Annotated in this window: 23 protein-coding genes; 10 read left to right on the top strand and 13 right to left on the bottom strand. The window is 65.0% G+C overall.

From position 1 onward, the window contains the following. Positions 1–72: 72 nt before the first annotated feature. From prpC to AAHK21_RS23045, 3 genes are all read right to left on the bottom strand, one after another. Entirely contained in the window at positions 73–1200 is a 1128-nt protein-coding gene (gene prpC / locus AAHK21_RS23055) for a 2-methylcitrate synthase (RefSeq protein ID WP_046854911.1), read from the bottom strand. Between the two features lie 95 nt (positions 1201–1295). Beyond that, positions 1296–2186: a methylisocitrate lyase gene (prpB, locus tag AAHK21_RS23050; RefSeq protein WP_038706441.1), complete on the bottom strand. Its 891-nt coding sequence runs from the start codon at positions 2184–2186 to the stop codon at positions 1296–1298. Next, complete coding sequence (locus AAHK21_RS23045) at positions 2183–2899, bottom strand: GntR family transcriptional regulator (protein ID WP_023629917.1); 717 nt, start codon at positions 2897–2899, stop codon at positions 2183–2185. Before AAHK21_RS23045 ends, prpB begins: the two co-directional genes overlap by 4 nt. A gap of 285 nt (positions 2900–3184) precedes the next feature. Here AAHK21_RS23045 and AAHK21_RS23040 point away from each other — a divergent pair, with 285 nt between their 5' ends. The 5 genes from AAHK21_RS23040 to AAHK21_RS23020 all read left to right on the top strand — a co-directional run bounded on the left by AAHK21_RS23040 (position 3185) and on the right by AAHK21_RS23020 (position 8668). Continuing rightward, positions 3185–3721, top strand: coding sequence for an ATP-dependent zinc protease (locus AAHK21_RS23040; RefSeq protein ID WP_023629916.1), 537 nt, complete (start codon positions 3185–3187; stop codon positions 3719–3721). Between the two features lie 5 nt (positions 3722–3726). Beyond that, positions 3727–5262, top strand: a complete 1536-nt coding sequence (locus AAHK21_RS23035; RefSeq protein ID WP_046854910.1) for an inactive transglutaminase family protein — start codon at positions 3727–3729, stop codon at positions 5260–5262. Beyond that, on the top strand, positions 5262–6242 hold the full coding sequence (locus AAHK21_RS23030) for an alpha-L-glutamate ligase-like protein (RefSeq protein ID WP_038706442.1): 981 nt from the start codon (positions 5262–5264) through the stop codon (positions 6240–6242). Before AAHK21_RS23035 ends, AAHK21_RS23030 begins: the two co-directional genes overlap by 1 nt. A 234-nt stretch (positions 6243–6476) precedes the next feature. Then, positions 6477–7820 carry an aminodeoxychorismate synthase component I gene (pabB, locus tag AAHK21_RS23025; protein ID WP_367858431.1) on the top strand — a complete coding sequence of 448 codons (1344 nt, stop codon included), beginning with the start codon at positions 6477–6479 and terminating at the stop codon, positions 7818–7820. Positions 7821–7933: 113 nt separating this feature from the next. Next, on the top strand, positions 7934–8668 hold the full coding sequence (locus tag AAHK21_RS23020) for a phosphoadenylyl-sulfate reductase (RefSeq protein ID WP_050705067.1): 735 nt from the start codon (positions 7934–7936) through the stop codon (positions 8666–8668). 37 nt (positions 8669–8705) lie between these two features. Here AAHK21_RS23020 and cysB read toward each other — a convergent pair whose 3' ends face one another. The 3 genes from cysB to AAHK21_RS23005 all read right to left on the bottom strand — a co-directional run bounded on the left by cysB (position 8706) and on the right by AAHK21_RS23005 (position 11363). Then, positions 8706–9680: an HTH-type transcriptional regulator CysB gene (gene cysB / locus AAHK21_RS23015; RefSeq protein WP_011533140.1), complete on the bottom strand. Its 975-nt coding sequence runs from the start codon at positions 9678–9680 to the stop codon at positions 8706–8708. 127 nt (positions 9681–9807) lie between these two features. Beyond that, complete coding sequence (locus tag AAHK21_RS23010) at positions 9808–10305, bottom strand: universal stress protein (protein WP_046854907.1); 498 nt, start codon at positions 10303–10305, stop codon at positions 9808–9810. Between the two features lie 95 nt (positions 10306–10400). Beyond that, positions 10401–11363, bottom strand: a complete 963-nt coding sequence (locus AAHK21_RS23005; protein WP_367858430.1) for a putative 2-dehydropantoate 2-reductase — start codon at positions 11361–11363, stop codon at positions 10401–10403. 260 nt (positions 11364–11623) lie between these two features. Here AAHK21_RS23005 and AAHK21_RS23000 point away from each other — a divergent pair, with 260 nt between their 5' ends. Further along, positions 11624–12700 (top strand): 3-deoxy-7-phosphoheptulonate synthase, encoded by a 1077-nt coding sequence (locus tag AAHK21_RS23000; protein WP_367858429.1) that lies wholly within the window; start codon positions 11624–11626, stop codon positions 12698–12700. Between the two features lie 62 nt (positions 12701–12762). Here AAHK21_RS23000 and AAHK21_RS22995 read toward each other — a convergent pair whose 3' ends face one another. Then, positions 12763–13044, bottom strand: coding sequence for a GNAT family N-acetyltransferase (locus tag AAHK21_RS22995; RefSeq protein ID WP_031315036.1), 282 nt, complete (start codon positions 13042–13044; stop codon positions 12763–12765). Positions 13045–13535: 491 nt separating this feature from the next. Between AAHK21_RS22995 and oprI the strand changes: the two genes are divergently transcribed. Then, positions 13536–13787: an outer membrane lipoprotei OprI gene (gene oprI, locus AAHK21_RS22990; protein ID WP_003259780.1), complete on the top strand. Its 252-nt coding sequence runs from the start codon at positions 13536–13538 to the stop codon at positions 13785–13787. A gap of 245 nt (positions 13788–14032) precedes the next feature. Here the strand turns inward: oprI and AAHK21_RS22985 are convergent, their stop codons facing one another. From AAHK21_RS22985 to AAHK21_RS22975, 3 genes are all read right to left on the bottom strand, one after another. Then, complete coding sequence (locus AAHK21_RS22985) at positions 14033–15007, bottom strand: L,D-transpeptidase family protein (RefSeq protein ID WP_046854905.1); 975 nt, start codon at positions 15005–15007, stop codon at positions 14033–14035. A gap of 95 nt (positions 15008–15102) precedes the next feature. Further along, positions 15103–15384: a hypothetical protein gene (locus AAHK21_RS22980; protein WP_046854904.1), complete on the bottom strand. Its 282-nt coding sequence runs from the start codon at positions 15382–15384 to the stop codon at positions 15103–15105. Positions 15385–15442: 58 nt separating this feature from the next. Then, positions 15443–16048 carry an arylesterase gene (locus AAHK21_RS22975; RefSeq protein WP_046854903.1) on the bottom strand — a complete coding sequence of 202 codons (606 nt, stop codon included), beginning with the start codon at positions 16046–16048 and terminating at the stop codon, positions 15443–15445. Positions 16049–16058: 10 nt separating this feature from the next. On the opposite strand from AAHK21_RS22975, the gene AAHK21_RS22970 reads away from it, so the two are divergent. Next, positions 16059–16742, top strand: coding sequence for an ABC transporter ATP-binding protein (locus AAHK21_RS22970; protein WP_028692620.1), 684 nt, complete (start codon positions 16059–16061; stop codon positions 16740–16742). After that, entirely contained in the window at positions 16742–19249 is a 2508-nt protein-coding gene (locus tag AAHK21_RS22965) for an ABC transporter permease (protein ID WP_367858428.1), read from the top strand. The genes AAHK21_RS22970 and AAHK21_RS22965 overlap by 1 nt, the downstream gene beginning before the upstream one ends. 9 nt (positions 19250–19258) lie before the next feature. Here AAHK21_RS22965 and AAHK21_RS22960 read toward each other — a convergent pair whose 3' ends face one another. Then, complete coding sequence (locus AAHK21_RS22960) at positions 19259–20461, bottom strand: MFS transporter (protein WP_367858427.1); 1203 nt, start codon at positions 20459–20461, stop codon at positions 19259–19261. Beyond that, on the bottom strand, positions 20458–21996 hold the full coding sequence (locus tag AAHK21_RS22955; RefSeq protein ID WP_367858426.1) for an FAD/NAD(P)-binding protein: 1539 nt from the start codon (positions 21994–21996) through the stop codon (positions 20458–20460). Before AAHK21_RS22955 ends, AAHK21_RS22960 begins: the two co-directional genes overlap by 4 nt. A 175-nt stretch (positions 21997–22171) precedes the next feature. On the opposite strand from AAHK21_RS22955, the gene AAHK21_RS22950 reads away from it, so the two are divergent. Beyond that, positions 22172–23632 (top strand): PLP-dependent aminotransferase family protein, encoded by a 1461-nt coding sequence (locus AAHK21_RS22950; protein ID WP_367858425.1) that lies wholly within the window; start codon positions 22172–22174, stop codon positions 23630–23632. Here the strand turns inward: AAHK21_RS22950 and greB are convergent. Continuing rightward, on the bottom strand, positions 23608–24093 hold the full coding sequence (gene greB, locus AAHK21_RS22945) for a transcription elongation factor GreB (RefSeq protein ID WP_367858424.1): 486 nt from the start codon (positions 24091–24093) through the stop codon (positions 23608–23610). The genes AAHK21_RS22950 and greB overlap by 25 nt on opposite strands. Positions 24094–24102 lie beyond the last annotated feature (9 nt).

Raw genomic sequence — 24102 nt, 5'->3', positions numbered from 1 at the left:
AGCAACGCATGGACATTGTGGGAGCCGGCTTGCCGGCGAAAGGGCTGCATGGCAGCCCTAGCGGTCGTTGCCTCAGCGCTGTTCGATCGGCACGAACTGGCGCTGCTCGACGCCGACGTACTCGGCGCTCGGGCGGATGATGCGGTTGTTGGCGCGCTGCTCGAACACGTGCGCGGCCCAGCCGGTCAGGCGCGAGCAGACGAAGATCGGGGTGAACAGCTTGGTCGGGATGCCCATGAAGTGGTACGCCGAGGCGTGGTAGAAGTCGGCGTTGGGGAACAGGCGCTTCTGCTCCCACATGGTCTTGTCGATGGCTTCGGAGACCGGGTACAGGACCTTGTCGCCCACTTCGTCGGCCAACTGCTTGGCCCAGCCCTTGATCACCTCGTTGCGCGGGTCGGACTCTTTGTAGATGGCATGACCGAAGCCCATGATCTTGTCCTTGCGCTCGAGCATGCGCAGCAGCTCGGCAGTGGCTTCCTGCGGGCTCTGGAAGCGCTCGATCAGCTCCATGGCCGCCTCATTGGCACCACCGTGCAGCGGGCCGCGCAGCGAACCGATGGCGGCGGTCACGCAGGAGTACAAATCGGACAGGGTCGAGGCGCAGACCCGGGCGGTGAAGGTCGAGGCGTTGAATTCGTGCTCGGCGTAAAGGATCAGCGAGACGTTCATCACCTTGACGTGCAGCTCGCTCGGCTTCTTGCCGTGCAGCAGGTGCAGGAAGTGGCCGCCGAGGGTGTCTTCGTCGCTGCTGCAGTCGATGCGCACGCCGTGGTGGGTGTAGCGGTACCAGTAGCACATCACCGCCGGGAACAGCGCCAGCAGGCGGTCGGTCTTGTCGCGCTGGGCGTCGAAGGTCAGCTCCGGCTCCAGGGTGCCGAGCACCGAGCACCCGGTACGCATCACGTCCATCGGGTGTGCATCGCGCGGGATGCGCTCGAGCACTTCCTTCAGCGCTTGCGGCAGGTCGCGCAGGCCCTTGAGCTTGCGCTTGTAATCGGCAAGCTCGGCCTTGCTCGGCAGCTCGCCGTAGAGCAGCAGGTAGGCCACTTCCTCGAACTCGGCGCCTGCGGCCAGGTCGCGCACGTCATAGCCGCGGTAGGTCAGGCCGGCGCCGGCCTGGCCGACGGTCGACAGCGCGGTCTGGCCGGCCACCTGGCCACGCAGGCCCGCGCCACTGAGTACTTTTGCTTCGGCCATGGTGTTTCTCCTTTCTTGAATTTGTTATCGAAGTCTTGCTGGCTAATCCTGGTGATTCGTACCGGCCCTGTCGCAGGGCCGGTACAGGCATTCGCTTACCCTTTCTTCTGCGCGAACAATGCATCGAGGCTCTGCTCGAAGGCGTGATAGCCGATGGCATCGTAGAGCTCCATGCGGGTCTGCATGGTGTCGATCACGTTCTTCTGGGTGCCGTCGCGGCGCAGCGCGGTGTAGACGTTCTCGGCCGCCTTGTTCATGGCGCGGAAGGCCGACAGCGGGTAGAGCACCAGCGACACGTCGACCGAGGCCAGTTCCTCGGTGGTGTACAGCGGCGTGGCGCCGAATTCGGTGATATTGGCCAGGATCGGCGCCTTCACCCGGTCGGCGAAGGTCTTGTACATGTGCAACTCGGTGATCGCTTCAGGGAAGATCATGTCGGCGCCAGCCTCGATGCAGGCGGCGGCGCGGTCCAGGGCGGCGTTCAGGCCTTCCACCGCCAGGGCGTCGGTGCGCGCCATGATCACGAAGCTGTCGTCACTGCGGGCATCCACGGCCGCCTTGATGCGGTCGACCATCTCCTGCTGCGAAACGATCTCCTTGTTCGGGCGGTGGCCGCAGCGCTTGGCGCCGACCTGGTCCTCGATATGAATGGCGGCGGCGCCGAACTTGCTCATCGACTTGACGGTGCGGGCGACGTTGAAGGCCGAGGCGCCAAAGCCGGTGTCGACATCCACCAGCAGCGGCAGGTCGCACACATCGGTGATGCGGCGCACATCGGTGAGCACGTCGTCCAGGCCGCTGATGCCCAGGTCCGGCAGGCCCAGGGAGCCGGCGGCAACACCGCCACCGGAGAGGTAGATGGCCTTGAAACCGGCGCGCTTGGCCAGCAGGGCGTGGTTGGCGTTGATGGTCCCGACCACCTGCAGCGGATGTTCGGCGGCGACCGCGTCACGGAAACGCTGGCCGGGCGTGCTCTTCACTGTCATGACTCACCTCGTGGGCTATTGTTGTCGGCACCTTGGTAATGGCGCTCGATATTGCGTTTGGACGCGCCGATGTGGCGGCGCATCAGGAGTTCTGCAAGCTCACCGTCGCGGGCTTCGATGGCATCGAGGATACGGTGGTGCTCGGCGAAGGCCTGGCGCGGCCGGTTGGGCGTGGAGGAAAACTGGATGCGGTACATGCGCACCAGCTGGTACAGCTCGCCGCAGAGCATCTTGTACAGGGTCTGGTTGCCGCTGCCCTGGATGATCCGGTAGTGGAAGTCGTAGTCGCCTTCCTGCTGGTAGTAGCCCTGCCCGGCCTGGAACGCGGCATCGCGCTCATGGGTATCGAGCACATGGCGCAGTTCGTCGATGGCGGCCTGGCTCATGCGCTCGGCGGCCAGGCGGCAGGCCATGCCTTCGAGCGACTCACGGATTTCATACAGCTCGATCAGCTCGGCGTGGCTCAGCGATACCACCCGGGCGCCGACATGCGGCACGCGCACCAGCAGGCGCTGGCCTTCGAGACGGTGGATGGCCTCGCGCAGCGGGCCGCGGCTGATGCCGTAGGTACGCGCAAGCTCAGGCTCGGAAATCTTGCTGCCGGGGGCGATCTCGCCCTTGACGATGGCGGCCTGGATACGCCGGAAGACATGCTCCGAGAGGGTCTCGGTCTCGTCCTGCGGCACTGCCACGGCCTGGGATACATCCAGCATGATTGTCGACACCTTGCAAATCGATGACGGCAAAACTAGCTAAATAGACAGCCACAGTCAAAGACAAAAAGAACATTGTCGACAATCGTCTAATAACGAACTAACCAAGCCTAGCCGCGGTCAGATCGCGGGCGCGCTGGCGTCAAGGCACCGGCGTGATAGAATGCCGCGCTCCTTCGGGAGCATGGATAGTGTGTCTGTCATCATTTCATGCCCATGACAGATCAATGAGGACGCTTGGCCAGTCGCCTTGCCCTGAACTTTGCACAGCACCGCGCCAGGATTATGAGACTCAAACCCGCTTCATTGCTGCTCTGCCTGACCCTGCTGCCGGCACTCGCGCCCGCGGCCGAAAAGACCGTGTACGGTCTCAACGAATACGCCCGCCTGGGCGACCTTGACCTGGAAGTGGCAGCCAAGCTCGACACCGGCGCCAAGACCGCCTCGCTCAGCGCCCGCGACATCAAGCGCTTCAAGCGCAACGGCGAGAGCTGGGTGCGCTTCTACCTGGCCATCGACGCCGCGCACAAGCACCCCATCGAACGCCCCCTGGCCCGCGTCAGCAAGATCAAGCGCCGCGCCGGGGACTATGACGCCGACTCGGGCAAGGCCTACACTGCCCGTCCAGTCATCGAACTCGACATCTGCATGGGCCAGACGCGACGCACCATCGAGGTCAACCTCACCGACCGCAGCGCCTTCCAGTTCCCGCTGCTGATCGGCTCCGAGGCCCTCAAGCACTTCGGTGCGCTGGTCGACCCAAGCCTTAAATACGCGGCCGGCAAACCTGCCTGTGCCACCGAAGCTCCCAAAGCAGAGTAATTCCGATGCGCTCTCTTACCCTCCACCTGAAAGTCCTGATCACCGTCCTGGTGGTGCTGGGCATCGCGATCACGGCCTACCAGATCTTCGCCCTCGGCATCCCGGTGACCGAGGACGAGACCGATGATCTGTGGAACATCGACGCCAAGGTCGAGTTCGTCGCCAGCGCCAAGGACCCGGTCAAGGTGCAGATGTTCGTGCCCCCGCTGAACCGTGACTACGTGAGCCTCAACGAGAGCTTCATCTCCAACAACTATGGTGTCAGCGTCAACCGCGCCGACGGCAACCGCAAGGTGACCTGGTCGGCCCGTCGCGCCAGCGGCAACCAGACCCTCTACTACCGTCTGGTGCTGACCAAGCGCTACAGCACCGAGAAAGCCAAGATCAAGGGCCCGACCTTCCGCGACAGCCTGGCCGTCGAAGGCCCGGAGAAGATCGCCGCCGAAGCACTGATGGCACCGATCCGCCAGCACTCGGCCGACGTCGAAACCTTCGTCAGCGAGACCATCAAACGGGTCAACAACGCCAACGACGACAACGCCAAGCTGCTGCTGGCCGGCGACAACTCGCCGCTGAAGAAAGCCCAGGTCATCGACCTGCTGCTGTCCATCGCCCACGTCCCGCTGGAGAAGGTCCACACCATCCGTCTGGTGGCCGACACCCCGCAGAGCCCTGAACTGTGGCTGCGCAGCTTCAACGGCAACGACTGGCTGTACTTCAACCCGGAGACCGGCGAGCAAGGCCTGCCTAGCGACCGCCTGCTGTGGTGGACCGGCGACGACAACCTGATTACCGTCGATGGCGGCAAGAAGGCCACCGTCACCTTCAGCATGAACAACAGCGAGATGAACGCCATCCGCCTGGCCAAGCTGACCGACGAGAACACCGACGCCGACTTCCTCGAATACTCGCTGTACGGCCTGCCGCTGCAGACCCAGCAGACCTTCATGATCATGGTGATGATCCCGATCGGCGTGCTGGTGATCCTGGTGCTGCGCAACCTGATCGGCATCCAGACCCTCGGCACCTTCACCCCGGTGCTGATCGCCCTGGCCTTCCGCGAGACGCAACTGGGCTTCGGCATCATCCTGTTCACGGTGATCACCGCCCTTGGCCTGTCGCTGCGCTCGTACCTGGAACACCTCAAGCTGCAGATGCTGCCGCGCCTGTCGGTGGTGCTGACCTTCGTCGTGGTGCTGATCGCCGCCATCAGCCTGTTCAGCCACAAGCTGGGCCTGGAGCGCGGGCTGTCTGTGGCACTGTTCCCGATGGTGATCCTGACCATGACCATCGAACGCCTGTCGATCACCTGGGAAGAACGTGGCGGCGGCCATGCCATGAAAGTGGCCGTCGGCACCCTGTTCGCCGCCTCCATCGCGCACCTGCTGATGACCGTGCCGGAAGCCGTGTACTTCGTCTTCACCTTCCCGGCGGTGCTGCTGATCCTGGTGGGCTTCATGCTGGCGATGGGTCGCTACCGCGGCTACCGCCTGACCGAGCTCGTGCGCTTCAAGGCATTCCTGAAGAAGGCTGACGCCTGATGTTCGGCCTGATCAAGACCTGGAAAGCCCTGGAGGCTCGGGGCATCATGGGTATCAACCGGCGCAACGCGGACTACGTGTTGAAGTACAACAAGCGCCACCTGTACCCGATCGTCGACGACAAGATCATCACCAAGGAGCGCGCCCTGGCGGCCGGCATCCATGTGCCGGAGATGTACGGCATCATCGAGACCGAGAAACAGATCGAGAAGCTCGACGAGATCATCGGCGGGCGCAGCGACTTCGTCATCAAACCGGCCCAGGGCGCCGGCGGTGACGGCATCCTGGTGATCGCCGACCGCTTCGAGGACCGCTACCGCACGGTTTCGGGCAAGATCATCAGCCACGAGGAGATCGAGCACCAGATCTCCAGCATCCTTACCGGCCTGTATTCGCTGGGCGGGCACCGCGACCGCGCGCTGATCGAGTACCGGGTCACTCCGGACCAGATCTTCAAGAGCATCAGCTACGAGGGCGTGCCCGACATCCGCATCATCGTGCTGATGGGCTACCCGGTGATGGCCATGCTGCGCTTGCCGACCCGCCAGTCCGGCGGCAAGGCCAACCTGCACCAGGGCGCCATCGGCGTCGGCGTGGACCTGGCCACCGGCCTGACACTGCGCGGCACCTGGCTGAACAAGATCATCAGCAAGCACCCCGACACCACCAACGCGGTGGACGGCGTGCAGTTGCCGAACTGGGACGGCTTCATGAAGCTTGCCGCCAGCTGCTACGAGCTGTGCGGCCTGGGCTACATCGGTGTGGACATGGTGCTGGACCAGGACAAGGGCCCGCTGATCCTCGAGCTCAACGCCCGCCCCGGCCTGAACATCCAGATCGCCAACGACTGCGGGCTCACGCAACGCACCCACGCCATCGAGGCGCACCTGGAGATGCTGGCCAAGGAAGGTCGCAGCGAGGATGCCGAGCAGCGCGTGAAGGTCTCGCAAGGCCTGTTCGGGCACGTTCATCCGCAGTGATGCTCGGGGGCTGCTCTGCAGCCCCTTGCGGTTCGTCGCCACGACAAGCCAGCTCCCACAAGGATTGCACACCACCTGTGGGAGCCGGCTTGCCGTGACGACGAACCGCGGCGAAAGGGTCGCATAGCGACCCCGAGGCGAGACACAACATGCGAATGTCGCTGCCGGCGCTAGGCGCATCCCCCCCACAGGTCTACAATCGCCCTCCTCGCTTTTTCATCGCCGTCCACTCTGATGCCGACCTGTACGCTGCACCCCCTGCCCTACCAGCCCGACCCCGCCTTCTACTTCGAACGCCTGCGCCGCGCGCCCGGCGCGATCCTGCTCGACAGCGCCCGTCCGGGTGCCGAACGCGGTCGCTACGATCTGCTCAGCGCCTGGCCCCTGCAACAGCTGCAGGCACGCAGCGATGAGGACGGTCAGGCTTACCTGCAGCGCCTGCGCCAGGCACTGGCGGAACTTGGGGAAGCGCAACTGCCCGAGGGCATCGAACTGCCCTTCGCCGGCGGCCTGATCGGCTACCTGAGCTACGACTTTGGCCGGCGCCTGGAGCAATTGCCGACGCACGCGGTCGACGACCTCGGCCTGCCCGACGCCCGGCTGGGGCTGTATGCCTGGGCACTGGTGTCCGATCATCGGCTGTGCAGCAGCCAGCTGGTGTTCCACCCGCGGCTGCCCGAGGACGAACGGCAACGGCTCATCGCGCTGTTCGAGGCCAGCACCCCGGGCGATAGCGGTGACTTCCACCTGCTGGCACCCATGACCGGCGATCTTCGCCCCGAGCAGTACCGGGCGGCGTTCGACCAGGTGCAGCGCTACATCCAGGCCGGCGACTGCTACCAGATCAACCTCACCCAGCGCTTTCGCGCCCCCTGCCAGGGCGACCCATGGCGCGCCTACCAGGCCCTTCGCGCCGCCTGCCCGACGCCGTTCTCCGGCTACCAGCAGCTGGATGAAGGCACGGCGCTGCTGAGCTTCTCGCCCGAGCGTTTCATCCGTGTCAGCCAGGGCGAAGTCGAGACCCGCCCGATCAAGGGCACCCGCCCACGCGCCGCCGACCCGACCGAGGACGCCCGCAACGCCGCCGAGCTGCTGGCCAGCCCCAAGGACCGCTCGGAAAACCTGATGATCGTCGACCTGCTGCGCAACGATATCGGCCGCACCTGCCAGACCGGTTCGGTGAAGGTGCCGGAACTGTTCAGCCTGGAGAGCTACCCCAACGTCCATCACCTGGTCAGCAGCGTGGTCGGCCAGCTGGCCGCCGGCAAGGACGCCCTGGACCTGATCGCCGGCAGCTTCCCCGGCGGCTCGATCACCGGCGCGCCGAAGATCCGCGCCATGCAGATCATCGACGAGCTGGAGCCGACGCGCCGGGCGCTGTACTGCGGCTCGCTGCTGTACCTCGACGTGCGCGGCGAGATGGACAGCTCGATCGCCATCCGCAGCCTGCTGGTCAAGGACGGCCAGGTCAGTTGCTGGGGCGGTGGCGCGGTGGTGGCCGATTCGGATTGGCAGGCCGAATACGAAGAGTCGATCGCCAAGGTGCGCGTGCTGATGGAAACGCTGCAAGCCTTGTAGAACTCCGTGGGAGCGGGCTTGCCCCGCGATCGCCAGGCGTCTGCCCCGCCATTTTTTGTTACCATCTGATCACTACGAGCGCACAGCGCCACTCACCCGATGGAAACCGCCTGATGAGCCAACCCTTCGACGTCGCCGCCCTGGCCGCGACCTACGCCAGCAAGTCCCCGCAGGAGATCCTCAAGCTCGCCTTCGAACACTTCGGCGACGACCTGTGGATCTCCTTCAGTGGCGCCGAGGATGTGGTGCTGGTGGACATGGCCTGGAAACTGAACAAGCAGGTCAAGGTGTTCAGCCTCGATACCGGTCGCCTGCACCCGGAAACCTACCGTTTCATCGACCAGGTGCGCGAGCAGTACAACCTGCCGATCGAAATCCTCAGCCCGGACCGCGACAAGCTCGACCCGTTCGTCAAGGAAAAGGGCCTGTTCAGCTTCTACAAGGACGGCCATGGCGAGTGCTGCGGTATCCGCAAGATCGAGCCGCTGCGCCGCAAGCTGGCCACCGTGAGCGCCTGGGCCACCGGCCAGCGTCGCGACCAGAGCCCCGGCACCCGCAGCCAGGTAGCGGCCCTGGAGATCGACAGCGCCTTCTCCACCCCGGAGCGCACCCTGTACAAGTTCAACCCCCTGGCGCAGATGACCAGCGAGGAAGTCTGGGGCTACATCCGCATGCTCGAACTGCCGTACAACAGCCTGCACGAGCGCGGTTTCATCAGCATTGGTTGCGAGCCGTGCACCCGCCCAGTGCTGCCGAACCAGCATGAGCGCGAAGGACGTTGGTGGTGGGAGGAGTCGACCCAGAAGGAATGCGGGTTGCACGCCGGCAACCTGATCAGCAAGGCATAAACGACTGGGGCCGCAAAGCGGCCCCAGTTATTTCAGGTCAGTGCACCGGCAGCTCGACACCCTCGAACAGCTCTTCGAGCTCCTGCTTGTTGTGGCACTGGATCGCCTTGGCCATCACCTCGCGAGTCAGGTGCGGCGCGAACTTCTCGATGAAGTCGCACATGAAACCACGCAGGAAGGTGCCGCGACGGAAGCCGATCTTGGTGATGCTGGCCTCGAACAACTCGCTGGCATCCAGGCACACCAGGTCGCTGTCGAGCTTCGGGTCCACCGCCATCTTGGCAACGATACCCACGCCCAGGCCCAGGCGTACATAAGTCTTGATCACGTCGGCGTCGGCCGCGGTGAACACCACTTTCGGCGTCAGGCCACGGTGGTTGAACGCCTCGTCGAGCTTGGAACGACCAGTGAAGCCGAATACATAGGTGACGATCGGATACTCGGCCACTGCCTCCAGGGTCAACTTCGGCAGCTTGGTCAGTGGGTGTCCCTGAGGCACTACCACACAACGGTTCCATTTGTAGCACGGCATCATGATCAGGTCGCCGAACAGCTCCAGCGCCTCGGTGGCGATGGCGAAATCGACGGTGCCGTCAGCCGCCATCTCGGCGATCTGCATGGGCGAGCCCTGGTGCATGTGCAGGGCGACTTCCGGGTATTGCTTGATGAAATTGCTGATCACTGGCGGCAGCGCATAGCGCGCCTGGGTGTGGGTGGTGGCGATCGACAGGGTGCCCTTTTTCTCGTTGGAGAATTCCTGGGCAATCTGCTTGATGCTCTCGACCTTGCGCAGGATCTCGCCGGCAGTATTTATGATGCGCTCGCCCGCCGGGGTGACACGGGTCAGGTGCTTGCCGCTGCGGGCGAAGACCTCGACGCCCAGCTCGTCTTCGAGCAGGCGGATCTGCTTGCTGATCCCGGGCTGGGAGGTGTACAGGCTCTGCGCCGTCGCGGAAACGTTGAGGTCATGGTGCGCCACTTCCCAGATGTAGCGCAGTTGCTGAAGCTTCATAGATATCCCTCAAAGGCGGTAGGTCACCGGCGCGCCGGCAGCGACGAGTTATAACTATATTAGTGGCTAGAGAAATAAATCTAGAACTATTTTGTTACGTTCGCAGGAAAAAACCCTACCGCTAGGTTCACACTTTCCTACGCCCAAGATGCTGGGCCAACGGCACCATGTACACCGGCACCGGCGACAGTTGCAGCAGCCGCACCGCCGTGCGACCGATCGGCACATCCACCCCCGCCCCTGCACTGTGGCTGCCGAAAATCAGCAGGTCGACCGCCAGGCGCTGGGCCTGCTCGAGGATCACCTGCGCCGGGTCGCCTTGACGCACCCGCACCGCGCGGATCAGCGCCAGGTCGGCGACCTCGCCCAGTTCCTCGCGAAAGTTCTCCAGCACCCGCTGCTCGATATTGGCCATGACCGTCGTCACGCCTTCACTGTGCAATGCATCGAGGGTCTGCTCGTCGAGGTAGCTCTGCAGCAAGGACTCGGCAAACTGGCCCATGGGCTCCACGGCATGAATCACATACAGCTCCGCGTTGAAGGTCCGCGCCAGGGCCAAGGCGTGCTGCATGACGAAGGGCGCGTAAACACCGAGGTCTGTAGCGAACAGCATGGAACGGATCATTCGACCTCCTCGACTGCCGCTTCGGCAGAGCAAGCTTGAGCTTAGCAGCGCCATGGGCCGTCGCCTGGCCGTCCGGCGCACAGCCGCCGCGGCTTTCAGGCCTGCCGGTTACGCCGGTCGAGAAACGCCAGTGCCTGGTACAACGCCTCCATGCGCGGCAACTCACACCCCGCCGCGCGTGCGCGGGCCAAGGGTTCGGCGTAGATCGCCTGCAGCTCCAGTGGCCGCTGCAAGGCATGGTCGTGGTACATGCTCGGCCAGTAGTCCGGCATCTTCTCGGTGACGCGGAACAGGTGCTCGGCGTAGCCCGTCGGCAGCTCACGGCCACAGGCCCTGGCGCCCGCCACCACTTCGGCCATCAGCGCCTGGATCAGCGCACGGCTGTCGGCATCGCCCATCAAGGGTGTGGTGCTTGCCTGCAGCAGCACCGAAAGGCCGTTGTAGGGCACGTTCCACACCAGCTTCTGCCAACGCGCCTGGTCGAGGTCGGCCATGGCCTGGGAGTCGATGCCCGCAGCCCGGAACAGCGCCGCGCCCTCCTCCACCACGACCGCTGCATCAGCTTGTGCGGGCCCACTGTGATAGCCAAGGTTCACCGCGCCCAACGACTGGTGACGAATCACCCCGGGGCGCTCGCGGTTGACACAGATGAAGCACAACCCGCCCAGCAGGTGCATGTCCGGGCGCAAGGCCGGGCGCAGCTGCTCCTCGACCCCAAGGCCGTTCTGCAGCAATACCACCCTGGCCTGCGGTGCTGCGGCTTGCACGATCAAGGGCGCCAGCTCGGCATTGCTGGTGGCCTTGGCCCCCACCAGCAGCCAGTCGCAAGGCGGCATGTCGGCGGCAGAGGCGTAGGCCTGCACAGGCATGCGCACCTGGCCATGCACGGCGCTGTCGAGCTGCAGCCCGTGCTCATGCACGGCCTGGTATTCACTGCGCAGCAGAAAGTGCACGTCGAAACCGGCGCGGGCCAGCATCAGGCCATAGAAACCACCGATTGCGCCGCTGCCGATGATGCCGATGCGGGGCTTGCCAACCTGAGGGTCGAGGGATGCCATGCCGTGCTCCTGGTCAAGAGTCATTGTTGTTGGTCAGCCACTATACCCAGGTGTCGCTGCCACGGTGAAATAGTCCCGCCAGGCAGCGAGCTCGCGCCCAAATGCCGCTTGGCGGGCAAAAACCCCGTATCGACGGGGCCCAGCCCATTGTCGCGACCCCGCTAACGCGCTAAGGTTCGGCCTCCCCGCTGCGAACAATCTGCTGCTGGGCCGCACGGGGATCGCTGGCGGCCGGCACCCGTGACCTGACGAGTAACACGATGGCTGATTTACCGATCGATGACCTTAACGTTGCCTCCAACGAGACCTTGATCACCCCTGATCAGCTCAAGAAGGAAATCCCCCTCAGCGCCAAGGCCCTGCAGACCGTGACTGCCGGCCGTGAAGTGGTGCGCAATATCCTCGACGGCAAGGACCATCGCCTGTTCGTGGTGGTCGGCCCGTGCTCGATCCACGACATCAAGGCCGCCCACGAGTATGCCGAGCGCCTGAAGGTACTGGCCGAGGAAGTTTCCGACACCCTGTACCTGGTCATGCGCGTGTATTTCGAGAAGCCGCGCACCACCGTCGGCTGGAAAGGCCTGATCAACGACCCGTACCTGGATGACTCGTTCAAGATCCAGGACGGCCTGCACATCGGCCGCCAACTGCTGCTGGACCTGGCCGAAAAAGGCCTGCCCACCGCCACCGAAGCGCTTGACCCTATCTCCCCGCAGTATCTGCAGGACCTGATCAGCTGGTCGGCCATCGGCGCGCGCACCACCGAATCCCAGACCCACCGCGAGATGGCCTCTGGCCTGTCCTCGGCGGTCGGCTTCAAGAACGGTACCGATGGCGGCCTGACCGTGGCGATCAACGCCCTGCAGTCGGTGTCCAAGCCGCACCGCTTCCTGGGCATCAACCAGGAAGGTGGCGTGTCCATCGTCACCACCAAGGGCAACGCCTACGGCCACGTGGTACTGCGCGGCGGCAACGGCAAGCCCAACTATGACTCGGTGAGCGTCGCCCTGTGCGAACAGGACCTGACCAAAGCGAAGATCAAGCCGAACATCATGGTCGACTGCAGCCACGCCAACTCCAACAAGGATCCGGCCCTGCAGCCGCTGGTCATGGAGAACGTGGCCAACCAGATCCTCGAAGGCAACCAGTCGATCATCGGCCTGATGGTCGAGAGCCACCTGAACTGGGGCTGCCAGGCCATTCCGAAGAACCTCGACGAGCTGCAGTACGGCGTGTCGGTCACCGACGCCTGCATCGACTGGGCCGCCACCGAGAAGACCCTGCGCAGCATGCACGCCAAGCTCAAGGATGTGCTGCCCAAGCGTCAGCGCGGCTGAGAAATCGCGCAAACGAAAACGCCGGGCAATGCCCGGCGTTTTCATGTGTGCGTGCTGCCAGGTCAGGCCTTGCTCGAGTGCCGCTGCTGGCGCTCCATGTAGCGCTCGACATAGGAGCACGACGGGATGACCGTGTAGCCCATCTGCTCGGCGTACTCCAGCGCCTTTTCGGTCAGCGCGGCGGCGATCCCGCGCCCGCGCAGGGCGTTGGGAACGAAGGTGCGATAGATGTCCAGCGTCTGCTTGCCCAGGTCCATGTACGTCAGGTAAGCCCGGTGACCGTCCACGGTGGTCTCGAACTGATGACCGGCCTGGTCATGGTGGATGGTCAGCGTTTCGCTCATCACTACTCCTCGCAGGTCTTGTCGGCAGACCCTTACCTTACCGATGTGGTTTATCCGGCGGAGGAACCTCCACGCCACCTGTTGCCCCTTGGACAGCAGCGCGACCTGGATCGTTCTGCGCCGATGGCACCCTCAAATAGTAGGCGGCACCAGCAAGAATGCTCAAGCTGCCCTGAATGAAAATGCTGACAGCAACGTCTGCACCGCCTGGCAACAGCAACCGGATGTTGTAGGGCTAAGACGCTGACCGACAGTTAAAGTCACCCTTAGTTCAACAAAAAAGTTCCTGTACTACAATCGCTTGCGAACGCTGCCCGTGGTTTTCACAGTTTGTTTACAAACCCCGTCGCCGGAGGCCTCGGCAGCATTTTTTTTGCAGTTCTTGCGCTCAGTCAGTTTACTTACTACAAGTAATGGGTACTATGTACGCCGGCCAGTTTCTCTTTTCCGAGAGATGGCTATTTAATAGAAAGTCCTTGAAGGGGAACACGATGAACAACGTTCTGAAATTCTCTGCTCTGGCTCTGGCCGCAGTTCTGGCTACCGGTTGCAGCAGCGTATCCAAAGAAACCGAAGCTCGCCTGACTGCTACCGAAGACGCAGCAGCTCGCGCCCAGGCTCGTGCAGACGAAGCCTACCGCAAAGCTGACGACGCTCTGGCAGCTGCTCAGAAGGCTCAGCAGACCGCTGACGAAGCCAACGAGCGCGCTCTGCGTATGCTGGACAAAGCCAGCCGCAAGTAATAATCCTCACGGATTGTTATGGAGCCGACCCACTTGTGGGTCGGCTTTTTTATTGCCTGGAAGAAAACCTGTTGATGCAAGGCCAAACAACAGGGGCCGCTTTGCGCCCCATCGCGGGACTAGCCCCCCCCTACAGCGCAACACGCGCATACCTGTAGGGGGGGCTTGTCCCGCGATGAGCCGCAAGGCGGCCCCTAGCTCTGTACAAAAAGTGCCCTGCTAGTTAGTTACCCGTAGGCAATCGCTTACTGCAACTCCGGTGGAATGCTCGACACCATCGGCGCGCTTGCACCATTGGTGGGCACGGCGATCTCGACCGGCATGCCATCTTCGGCAGCGACCACATCGCGAACCATGTCCCAGTTCATGCGCAAGTTGTTGGCCAGGTCTTCACGCTTGAGCAGCGCGTTGATGACGGCGGTGTGCTTGTCGACCACCGACGGATTGCCGTGATCGTCCAGCGGCGTGTGGGCTTCCAGATAGACTTTGCCGGCACTGATACCGAACTTGTACGGCTCGTTGATGATGCGTACCGGCGTACCCACCGGGACCATCTTCGACAGCGTCAGCACATTGTTGTTGAGCATGCGGAAGCAGCCGTGGCTGGTGCGCATGCCAATACCGAACTTCTTGTTCGAGCCATGGATCAGGTAGCCCGGCACCCCAAGGGTGAACTTGAACGGACCCAGCGGGTTGTCCGGCCCGGCCGGCACGACGGTCGGCAGGATGTCGCCATCGGCGGCGTGCTCGGCACGGATCGAGGCCGGCGGGGTCCAGGTCGGATTAGGCGTCTTGGCGGTGATCTTGGTGTTCGCGATCGGCGACCCCCAGCCCTCGCGGCCAATACCCAGCGGGAAGGTATGCACCACGTTCTGCCCTTTCGGGTAGTAGTAGAGACGGTACTCGGCCAGGTTGATGACGATGCCTTCGCGCGGCCCCGGCGGCAGGATGTAGCGGGTCGGCAGGATGATCTCGGTACCGGCGCCCGGCAGCCACGGGTCGACGCCGGGGTTGGCGGCGATCATCTCCAGGTAGCCCAGGTCGTTGGCGGTGCCGATGTCGGCGAAGGTGTCTTCGTACTTGGCCTGGATGGTGTGGACCTGGCCGACGACGTCCTCACCGGGGGGTGGCAACGGCAGTTCCAGCGCAACAGCGGGGCCTGTCGCCAGCAAGGCGGCCAGGGTCAGGCTACGGGTGACGGCGGGAAAGCGCGGCAACATCCGGGAAATCCTTCGAAAGGTCAGTCAAGGGAATCGATTGTACACCCGCGTCGAAACAAGCGGGAGGCGCAAGCATTTCAGATGATGAAAGGCGCTCAGAGTTCCGGCCACACCGGGCGCATGCCACGCCGCTGGGCATCGAGGATTGCCTTGCACAACTCACACAGGCGCTCGTCACGGTAGATGGCCCGCTCGACGCCCGACCAGCGCGGCTGCGCGGGCAGCAGGCCACCGCACAAGGTACGGTCGACAGGCACGCCGAGCTCGAGCTGGCGGGCGGCGAGGTGGATGCGCACTTCCTGGCAGGCAAACAGGTCGAGCTGCTCGTCGGGCTCGATCAGTTGGTAGGCGTACAGGGACCAGGCAGGGCGCGGCATCGGGGGCACTCGAAACGGGGGGCGCAACATTAGCCGAAAGCGGCCCCCGATAAAAGCGTCACAGCAAGGGTTTTATCGCCGGCCAGGCATTTTCCAGCAAGCGCTGCTGGGCGGCGGCGGCTGGGTGGATGCCATCGGCCTGCATCAGCTCCGGCACCCCGCCCACGCCGTCGAGGAAAAACGGCACCAGCGGTACCTTTTTCTCCGTGGCCAGTTGCTCGTAGACCTGGGCGAACGCCGTAGTGTAGCGCACACCGTAGTTGGGGGGCAGGCGCATGCCCAGCAACACGACCTTGGCCCCCGCGTCGCGGGACTGGTCGATCATTGCCGCAAGATTCTGTTGCAATTGCTGCGGAGGCTGCCCGCGCAGGCCATCGTTGCCACCCAACTCCAGCACCACCAGGTCCGGCTTGTGCGCTGCAAGCAGCGCCGGCAGCCGCGCCTGGCCGCCCGCGCTGGTGTCGCCACTGATGGAGGCATTGACCACCTGGTCGTCAAAACCCTCCTTGCGCAGTTGCTGTTGCAGCAGGTTGACCCAACCCTGGCGGGTATCCAGGCCAAAACCGGCGCTGATACTATCGCCCACGACCAGCAATGTTCCCGCCGCCGCGCCCTGGGCCAGGCAACACAGGGCCAGACCGGCACTCAACCACCACATTCGCATCGGATTCTCCATGGGCCCCAGCATTCTCGTTGCGCAGAACCTTAGCAAAGTGGTCCCCAGCGCGGAAGGCGACCTGACCATCCTCCACGCCCTCTCCCTCGACCTCGCCCAGGGCGACAGCCTGGCCATCGTCGGTGCCTCCGGTTCCGGCAAGTCCACGCTGTTGGGCCTGCTCGCCGGGCTCGACCGCCCCAGCGCCGGCAAGGTGATCCTCGCCGGCCACGATCTCGGCCCCCTCGACGAGGACCAGCGCGCCCGGGTGCGCGCCGAGCACGTCGGCTTCGTGTTCCAGTCATTCCAGTTGCTCGACAGCCTCAACGCCCTGGAGAACGTCATGCTGCCGCTGGAGCTCGACGGTCGCCGCGATGCCCGCGAGCACGCCCGCGGCCTGCTCGAGCGGGTCGGCCTGGGCAAACGCCTGAGCCACACCCCGCGCCAGCTCTCCGGCGGCGAGCAGCAGCGGGTGGCGATCGCCCGCGCCTTCGCCGCGCAACCGGCCGTGCTGTTTGCCGACGAGCCCACCGGCAACCTCGACAGCCACACCGGCGAGCGCATCAGCGACCTTTTGTTCGAACTGAACCAGGAGCGCGGCACCACCCTGGTGCTGGTGACCCACGACGAACGCCTGGCCAAGCGCTGCCGCCGCCTGATCCGCCTGGATGCCGGACGCCTGGTGGCGCCCCTGGAGCCCTGATGACCCGCCTATCGTTCCCACGCCTGTGCACCCTTGCGCTGCGCCAGTTGCTGCGTGACGCGCGCGCCAGCGAAGTACGCGTGCTGTTCTTCGCCCTGCTGGTGGCGGTGGCGGCCAGTACCGCCATCGGCTACTTCGGCGCGCGGCTCAACGGCGCCATGCAATTGCGCGCCAGCGAGTTCCTCGGCGCCGACCTGGTCCTGCAGGGCAGTGCTGCGCCCAGCGCACAGCAGATCACCGATGGCACGGCGCTGGGCCTGAGCCATGCGCGGGTGGTGGAATTCACCAGCGTGGTGGGTGGCGACAGCGGCATCCAGCTTTCCAGCATCAAGGCGGCCGACCCCGCCTACCCGCTGCGCGGGCAATTGCGCAGCGCCCCGGCACCCTACGCCGAGGAAGTGCCCGGCGGCGGCCCGGCGCCGGGAGAGGCCTGGGTCGAACCGCGCCTGCTCGCGGCGCTCGGCCTGGCCATCGGCGACAGCATCGACGTGGGCATGAAGACCCTGCGCATGAGCCGCGTGCTGACCTACGAGCCCGACCGCGCCGGCAACTTCTACAGCCTTACGCCGCGAGTGCTGATGAACCTCGCCGACCTGGACGCCACCGGCGTGATCCAGCCCGGCAGCCGGGTCAGCTACCGCGACCTGTGGCGCGGTGATATCGACGCCTTGCAAAAGTATCGGCAGACGGCGGAAAGAAGCCTGGCCGCCAACCAGCGCCTGCTCGACACCCGCGATGGTAACCGGCAGATCGGCGGCGCACTGGGCAAGGCCGAGCGTTACCTGAACATGGCGAGCCTGGTGGCGGTGCTGCTGGCCGGCGTCGCCGTGGCCTTGTCGGCCAGCCGCTACGCCGCGCGACGCCTGGATGCCAGTGCCCTGCTGCGCTGCCTGGGCCTGTCCCGGCACCAGGCCCTTGGCCTTTATAGCCTGCAACTGGCAATGCTCGGTGTCGCCGCCGCAGTCATCGGCGCGCTGCTCGGCTGGCTCGCTCAGTTGGGGTTGTTCCGCCTGCTCGAAGGCCTGCTGCCCAGCCAGGTGCCGCCCGGTGGCCTCACCCCGGCGCTGGCCGGCATCGGCACCGGATTGGTAGCCCTGGCCGGCTTCGCCTTGCCGCCACTGGCAGCCCTGGGTCGCGTGCCGCCGCTGCGAGTGCTGCGCCGCGACCTGCTGCCACTGCCACCGAGCAGCTGGTTGGTGTACGGCGCCGCACTGCTCGCCCTGGGCCTGATCATGTGGCGCCTGAGCCTGGACTTGCTGCTGACCTTCGCCCTGCTCGGCGGGGGGCTGATCGCCGCCTTGCTGCTGGGTGGATTACTGTTGCTCGGCCTGCGCAGCCTGCGCCGCTTGCTGGCCGGCGCGCCGCTGGCCTGGCGGCTGGGGCTCGGGCAGTTGCTGCGTCACCCGCTGGCCGCCGCCGGCCAAGCCCTGGCCTTCGGCCTGATCCTCCTGGCAATGGGCCTGGTCGCCCTGCTGCGGGCGGAACTGCTCGACACCTGGCAGGCGCAGTTGCCCAAGGACGCACCCAATCATTTCGCCCTGAACATCCTGCCCGACGAGCGCCAGCCGTTTGCCGAGCGCCTGGCCCAGATCAACGCCACCGCCGCGCCGCTGTACCCGGTAATTCCCGGCCGCCTGACCCATATCAACGAGCAGCCGGTGCGCCAGCTGGTCAGCAAGGAGTCCACCGGCGAACGTGCCATCCAGCGTGACCTCAGCCTGACCTGGGCCGCCGAGCTGCCCCAGGGCAACGCCCTGAGCGCCGGCCAATGGTGGCAGCAGGCACCCGCCAACGATGAAACCCCCGGGGTTTCCGTGGAAGCGGAGCTGGCGCAGAGCCTGCACCTGCAACTGGGCGACCTGCTGACCTTCGACATCGGCGGCCAGCAACGCCAGGCCCGGGTCAGCAGCCTGCGCAGCGTGCACTGGGACAGTTTCCAGCCCAACTTCTACATGATCTTCCAGCCGGGCACCTTGCAAGGCCTGCCCACCACCTACCTCACCAGCTTCTACCTGGCGCCGGGCCACGACCAGGAAATCGTCGCGCTGTCCCGGGCCTTCCCGGCGGTGACCGTGCTGCAGGTCGATGCACTGCTCGCCCAGCTGCGCAGCATCCTTGCCCAGGTCACCCTGGCAGTGGAGTACGTGCTGTTGTTCGTGCTGGCCGCGGGGCTGGCGGTACTGTTTGCCGGCCTGCAGGCGACCCTCGACGAACGCATCCGCCAAGGTGCCCTGCTGCGGGCGCTGGGAGCGGCACGCCCGCTGCTGGTAAAGGCAAGACGCATCGAGTTCGGCCTGCTCGGCGCCGCCAGCGGCCTGCTCGCGGCACTGGGCTGCGAGCTGATCACCTTCGGCCTGTACCGTCATGCCTTCGACCTGGCCTGGGCGCCGCACCCGGCGCTGCTCCTGCTGCCGCTGCTGGGCGCGCTGCTGATCGGCGCCGCCGGTGGCTATGGCACCCGGCGGGCACTGAACAGCAGCCCGCTGAGCGTGCTGCGCGAGGGCTGAACCGTGGATTCAGGGCTGGCTGGCCTGCAGACGACCACGCAGGCGCAGCCGCCCCACCACCCCCGCCATGAGCACTACCGGGGCAGCGACGGCGATCGCCAGGTGGTTCAGGTCCAGCGGCGGGATGCAACTGAGGAACAGTGAGTACAGGGCGCCGGCCATCATCTGCAGAAAGAAGAACTGCCCCGACGACATGCCGACGTCCTGGCTGACGCAACGCAACAACCCTGCCTGCGTGATCGGGATGACCATGCCGGTACAGACCAGCAGCGCGATCATCGGCAGCAGGAACACCAGCGTCCCCGGCCCCACCAGCAGCAGCCCCAGGGACAGGCCTATGCAACCTCCCAAGCCGATCATCGCGGCGAGCGCCAGCAGCGCGTCCAGGTCGTGGGTCTGGCTCAGGCGCCGCGCGGTGGTGCTGCCCACCACATAGCCACAGGCACAGGCGCCGATCAGCGCGCCATACTCCAGCTCACTGAAGCCCAGCACCTGCTGGAAGGCATGGGACGAAGACGACAGCAGCGCGAAGTAGCTCATCCACACCAGGCTGATGCAGGCCGCATTGCGCCGATAGTCAGGGTTGCCCATGTTGCGCCGGTACACGCGCCAGATGGCGCCAACCGAGCCGATCGGCTGCCCGCCGCCTGCCGTGGGCCGGGTAAAGCCGACGAACACCAGCAACACCAGCAGGTTGAATGCGCCGGCACACAGCAGCACCCCGCGCCACCCCAGTTCAGGCAGCACAGCACCGGCCAGCAATGGCACCACGCAAGGCGTGACGGCAATGGCCGAGGCCAGGGTGCTCAGAACCGGCAAGCGCTGCGCTTCGGGGTACACCTCCCTTACGACCAGGCGTGTGGTCACGGTACTGACGCAGCCGCCCAGCGATTGCAGCAAACGGCCGAGGATGAACAGCGTGAAGCCCTCAGCGCTGGCCGCCAGCAAGGCGCCGACCAGCGCCAGCGCCAGACCGCCCAACTGCACGGCCCTGGGGCCGAACCGATCGGAAAGCAGCCCGGCCATGATCACCGATACGGCGTAGCCGACCATGTACACCACAAGCGTGTTCTGCACGCTCGCCACCCCCACATGGAGGTCCTGGGCCAACCGCGCCGATGCCGGCACCATCACGCCCAGCCCCACCTGCGGCACCACGACGGCGCTCAACAGCGCCAGGGTCAACCAGGGTCTCGCGCTCGGCGCACTCATGCCAGCATTACCTGTTCGTAGTGCGGGGCCAGCAACGCAGGCAGAAGGCGCTCGATCTGCCGGCTGATCATCGGCAGCGAACTGGTGTAGTAGTGATTGCCCGATGCCAGCTGACCCAGTGCGAAAAGCTGGCTGCTCGGCCGGCCGTAGCGATCGATGACCCGGTGTGAGCCGAACTCCACCTTTATGCCACCGAACGGGTGCAACTGGGCCACGCCGTTGTCGACCATAGCCCCAACCAGCGCCTCGCCGACCTTGCCGATCCCCCCGGTCTCGGAGCGGGTGGCGTTGATCACCCAGTCGACCTGGTCCGTGCCGCCACCGTGCACCAGCATGAAGCTGCGTTCATCAACCGGCTGTACCGTTTCGAGGCCACCCCGGATGGAAAGCTGGCCGGATTCGAGCAACTGCAACAACTTGCCAGCGGTCTGCGGCGGCATCGGGTTGCACAGACTCATGAATACGCAATGGTGATTGCTCAGATAGACGCGTCGGTCGCCATCGCTGAGGCTGTCCCAGGCCTGCTCGATGTAGTCCTTGCTGATGTCCACCAGTATCGGCAGCCACTTCGCGCACGCCTGCGCCGCCGCCAGGTGCCGGACCAGGCGCGCCCTGGCGCACTGCGCGGGCGCCAGTTCCTCACTCAAGCCGTCCATGTTCACGCCCTGGGCACACAACTCGTCCGCGACGATCTGCAACCAGTGCTGCCAGGCTATGTTTCCGGCCGTATCGCGCTTGCCGGCCAACAGCTCGGGGGTCAGGATCTGGTACTGGAAATCGTGGTGCGGCATCCGCACGGCGGGCAGCAAGCCATTTCTCGACAGCATGCTGATCGGGCCCTGATGGCCTTGCGCGGCGAGGGCCAGCACGGCATCCACCGCCGACAGGCTGGTGCCGATGATCGCCACGTGATCATGACTGCCGATGCCGGCAAAGCGGGTCCACATTGGGTAGGGATTGCCTATGTAGCGAGGCATGCAACCAAGGCCGAACAGATCATGGGGTTCTGCGGTACCGATGCACACCGCGACGCGGTCGAAGCTGCGCGCCGGACCGCCAGCAGTGCCCACCAGTACGCCCTCGGCGGTCACCGACAAGCTCGTTGCCCTGGCCGCGACCACCTGGATCGGCCGCCCCCGCCGGCGTGCACTGCCTAGCTGCTGGGCGAAGCACTCCGACAGGTACTGACCAAAGTAGCGTCGCGGCAGGAACTCCTGACTGGCCAGTTCTTCGCCATGGTGCGCCTTGAGCCAGTCGACGAAATGCCCGGGATCCTGGCGCTTGATCGACATGAAACACGCCTGCCGATTGAGCAGGCCGTAATCGCCATCGTGTTGGTAGGCCCTGCCTGGACCGATACGTGGATCGGCCTCGTACACAGTGATCTCCACGTCCAGGCCATCCTGCTGCGCGCGCAGTTCGATGGCGTCTATCAGCGTGATCGCCGTCGCCCCCCCGCCGATGATCGCGACCCGCAGCGACGCGTGGCCGCGCTGCGACGCCGATGGGACAGGCAACAACTGCAGAACCGTCATGACTCGTTGACTCCTTCAAAGAATGAATACCGGCTCCGTCAACGCCCGAAACGCGCGCGCAGCAGAACCGGGCGCGCTTCTCTGCGCACCGCAACAAATTGTTACGTGGATTGAGCTTAGGGACTGCGCTGGATACCATGAAGGTCCATTAAGCCTTCCTGCATGTGGACCACTTATGGCCAGAGGCAAACAACCCCTTGCCCTTGACCTTGCCCTGCCGTTCGAGCTGTCCGCCAAACCTTCGGCCCGCAAGCACCAACTGCTCTATGCCTTCCTGCAAGATCTGCTCGCCTGTGGCCATCTGGCGCCCGGCACACGTCTGCCCTCCACCCGCACCCTCGCCCAGCGGTGGGGTGTGGCGCGGGGCACTGTCGAGCTGGTTTTCGAACAACTCGCCCTGGAAGGTTGCATCCTGCGCCGACAAGGCGCGGGCTCAGTGGTCGCACCGCTGCGTCCCGACGCGCTGATCGCGGCCAACGACCAGTCCCTGGCCACTCTCGCTTGCCCCCGCGAGCCCGCGCCCTGCCTCAGCCCTGCTGCCCTGCCAGAAGCCAGGCTGCAGACAGGCGTGCCCTTCGTCGCCCGGCTGGCAGACCCGACGCTGCTTGAACAGCGTCATCTGCAACTGGCCGCCGATGCCCTTGCGACAATCACCGAGAGCGTTCCGCACGCAGGTGACATGTTGCTGCGCAAGGCTATCGCGGCGCACATCCGCCTCTATCGGGGCATCGAGTGCGACGTCGAGGATATCGTCGTGACCCAGGGCATTCGCCACAGCCTGCACTTCATCAGCCAATGGCTGGAACAGGACGACGCCATCGCCCTGGAGGATCCGGGCTACTCCTGGGCCGCACGCATGTTCGAACAGACCGGCAGGCGGGTGATCTGCGTCGCCGTGGACCAGGCAGGCCTGGACGTCGAACAACTGGCCAGGCACGACAACGTCCGCGCGGTGCACACCACGCCAGCGCACCAGGCTCCGCTGGGCATCTGCATGAGCGTCCAGCGACGGCAGGCGCTGCTGGACTGGGCACAGACCCGCGATGGCTACATCGTCGAGGATGACTACGACAGCGAATACAACTATGCCTGCGCGCCACTGCCGGCGATCAAGGCGCTCGACCAGCATGACCGGGTGCTGTTCTGCGGCAGTTTCAACAAGACCTTGTTCAGCGGGCTGAGGCTGGGCTTCGCGGTTGTACCGCGAACCTTGCGCGCACGGTTCATCGACTGGCTGGCGGCAACGGGGCAGACGCCGGGGATCATCGCCCAGCGGACGGTGCGCCAGTATCTGCTGCGCGGTCACTATGAACGGCACCTGCGCATCGCAAGGCAGACCTACCAACGCCGCCGCGACCTGCTGCTCGAGCGTCTCGCGGCAGAGTTAGGCATGACCGTCAGCGGCGAGCAATCCGGCCTGCACTTCGTCCTCTGGTTGCCCGATGGCGTCAGTGAGCAGGCGTTCTGCGAGCGGGCCCGGCAACGCGGGCTGGTGTTGCAGCCGATCGGCCTGTTCTGCCGCCGGCACACCTGGCCCGCCGGCGTGCTGATCGGTTATGCAGCGCTCACCGACGAGCAGATCGCAGCAGCGGCAAAGGTGCTGGTAGAGGTCTATCGGGCATCGCTGCCCGGGTAGCTGATTCGGTTGACGTACCAGGTCGCCTCACCCGTGGGGGTATGCACCACCACCTCGTCGCCCTCCTCCTTCTTGAGCAACGCCCGGGCCATGGGCGAGTCGATGGAGATATAGTCGTTGCGCCCGTGGATCTCGTCATAGCCGACGATGCGAAAGCGCAACTGCTCGCCGTCATCGTTCTCGATGTCCACCCAGGCGCCGAAGAACACCTTGCCCTCCTGCTGGGGCGAGTACTCGACCACCCTGACGTCTTCCAGGCGCTTGCGCAGGTAACGCACGCGGCGGTCGATCTCGCGCAGCAGCTTCTTGTTGTACTGGTAGTCGGCGTTCTCGCTGCGGTCGCCCAGCGAGGCAGCCCAGGTAACCTTCTGGGTGATTTCCGGGCGATAGACCCGCCACAGATGATCGAGCTCCTTTTTCAGGGCCGCGTGACCTTCGGTGGTAATGATGTTGGTGCTCAACGACTGTCT

The sequence above is a fragment of the Pseudomonas sp. TE50-2 genome (genome assembly GCF_040813665.1).
Taxonomy (GTDB): domain Bacteria; phylum Pseudomonadota; class Gammaproteobacteria; order Pseudomonadales; family Pseudomonadaceae; genus Aquipseudomonas; species Aquipseudomonas soli.
This window is presented reverse-complemented; position numbering and strand designations above follow the sequence as displayed.

What these genes read in the sequence shown, in the direction of transcription:
- AAHK21_RS23020 (WP_050705067.1), top strand. Translation starts at nt 7,934, where the DNA reads ATGAGCCAACCCTTCGACGTCGCCGCCCTGGCCGCGACCTACGCCAGC.
- pabB (WP_367858431.1), top strand. Translation starts at nt 6,477, where the DNA reads ATGCCGACCTGTACGCTGCACCCCCTGCCCTACCAGCCCGACCCCGCC.
- AAHK21_RS22995 (WP_031315036.1), bottom strand. Translation starts at nt 13,044, where the DNA reads ATGAGCGAAACGCTGACCATCCACCATGACCAGGCCGGTCATCAGTTC.
- AAHK21_RS23040 (WP_023629916.1), top strand. Translation starts at nt 3,185, where the DNA reads ATGAGACTCAAACCCGCTTCATTGCTGCTCTGCCTGACCCTGCTGCCG.
- AAHK21_RS22985 (WP_046854905.1), bottom strand. Translation starts at nt 15,007, where the DNA reads ATGTTGCCGCGCTTTCCCGCCGTCACCCGTAGCCTGACCCTGGCCGCC.
- AAHK21_RS22960 (WP_367858427.1), bottom strand. Translation starts at nt 20,461, where the DNA reads ATGAGTGCGCCGAGCGCGAGACCCTGGTTGACCCTGGCGCTGTTGAGC.
- AAHK21_RS22975 (WP_046854903.1), bottom strand. Translation starts at nt 16,048, where the DNA reads ATGCGAATGTGGTGGTTGAGTGCCGGTCTGGCCCTGTGTTGCCTGGCC.
- prpC (WP_046854911.1), bottom strand. Translation starts at nt 1,200, where the DNA reads ATGGCCGAAGCAAAAGTACTCAGTGGCGCGGGCCTGCGTGGCCAGGTG.
- AAHK21_RS23005 (WP_367858430.1), bottom strand. Translation starts at nt 11,363, where the DNA reads ATGGCATCCCTCGACCCTCAGGTTGGCAAGCCCCGCATCGGCATCATC.
- oprI (WP_003259780.1), top strand. Translation starts at nt 13,536, where the DNA reads ATGAACAACGTTCTGAAATTCTCTGCTCTGGCTCTGGCCGCAGTTCTG.
- AAHK21_RS23035 (WP_046854910.1), top strand. Translation starts at nt 3,727, where the DNA reads ATGCGCTCTCTTACCCTCCACCTGAAAGTCCTGATCACCGTCCTGGTG.
- AAHK21_RS23010 (WP_046854907.1), bottom strand. Translation starts at nt 10,305, where the DNA reads ATGATCCGTTCCATGCTGTTCGCTACAGACCTCGGTGTTTACGCGCCC.
- prpB (WP_038706441.1), bottom strand. Translation starts at nt 2,186, where the DNA reads ATGACAGTGAAGAGCACGCCCGGCCAGCGTTTCCGTGACGCGGTCGCC.
- AAHK21_RS22965 (WP_367858428.1), top strand. Translation starts at nt 16,742, where the DNA reads ATGACCCGCCTATCGTTCCCACGCCTGTGCACCCTTGCGCTGCGCCAG.
- AAHK21_RS23045 (WP_023629917.1), bottom strand. Translation starts at nt 2,899, where the DNA reads ATGCTGGATGTATCCCAGGCCGTGGCAGTGCCGCAGGACGAGACCGAG.
- AAHK21_RS22970 (WP_028692620.1), top strand. Translation starts at nt 16,059, where the DNA reads ATGGGCCCCAGCATTCTCGTTGCGCAGAACCTTAGCAAAGTGGTCCCC.
- AAHK21_RS22955 (WP_367858426.1), bottom strand. Translation starts at nt 21,996, where the DNA reads ATGACGGTTCTGCAGTTGTTGCCTGTCCCATCGGCGTCGCAGCGCGGC.
- AAHK21_RS23000 (WP_367858429.1), top strand. Translation starts at nt 11,624, where the DNA reads ATGGCTGATTTACCGATCGATGACCTTAACGTTGCCTCCAACGAGACC.
- cysB (WP_011533140.1), bottom strand. Translation starts at nt 9,680, where the DNA reads ATGAAGCTTCAGCAACTGCGCTACATCTGGGAAGTGGCGCACCATGAC.
- AAHK21_RS23030 (WP_038706442.1), top strand. Translation starts at nt 5,262, where the DNA reads ATGTTCGGCCTGATCAAGACCTGGAAAGCCCTGGAGGCTCGGGGCATC.
- AAHK21_RS22950 (WP_367858425.1), top strand. Translation starts at nt 22,172, where the DNA reads ATGGCCAGAGGCAAACAACCCCTTGCCCTTGACCTTGCCCTGCCGTTC.
- AAHK21_RS22980 (WP_046854904.1), bottom strand. Translation starts at nt 15,384, where the DNA reads ATGCCGCGCCCTGCCTGGTCCCTGTACGCCTACCAACTGATCGAGCCC.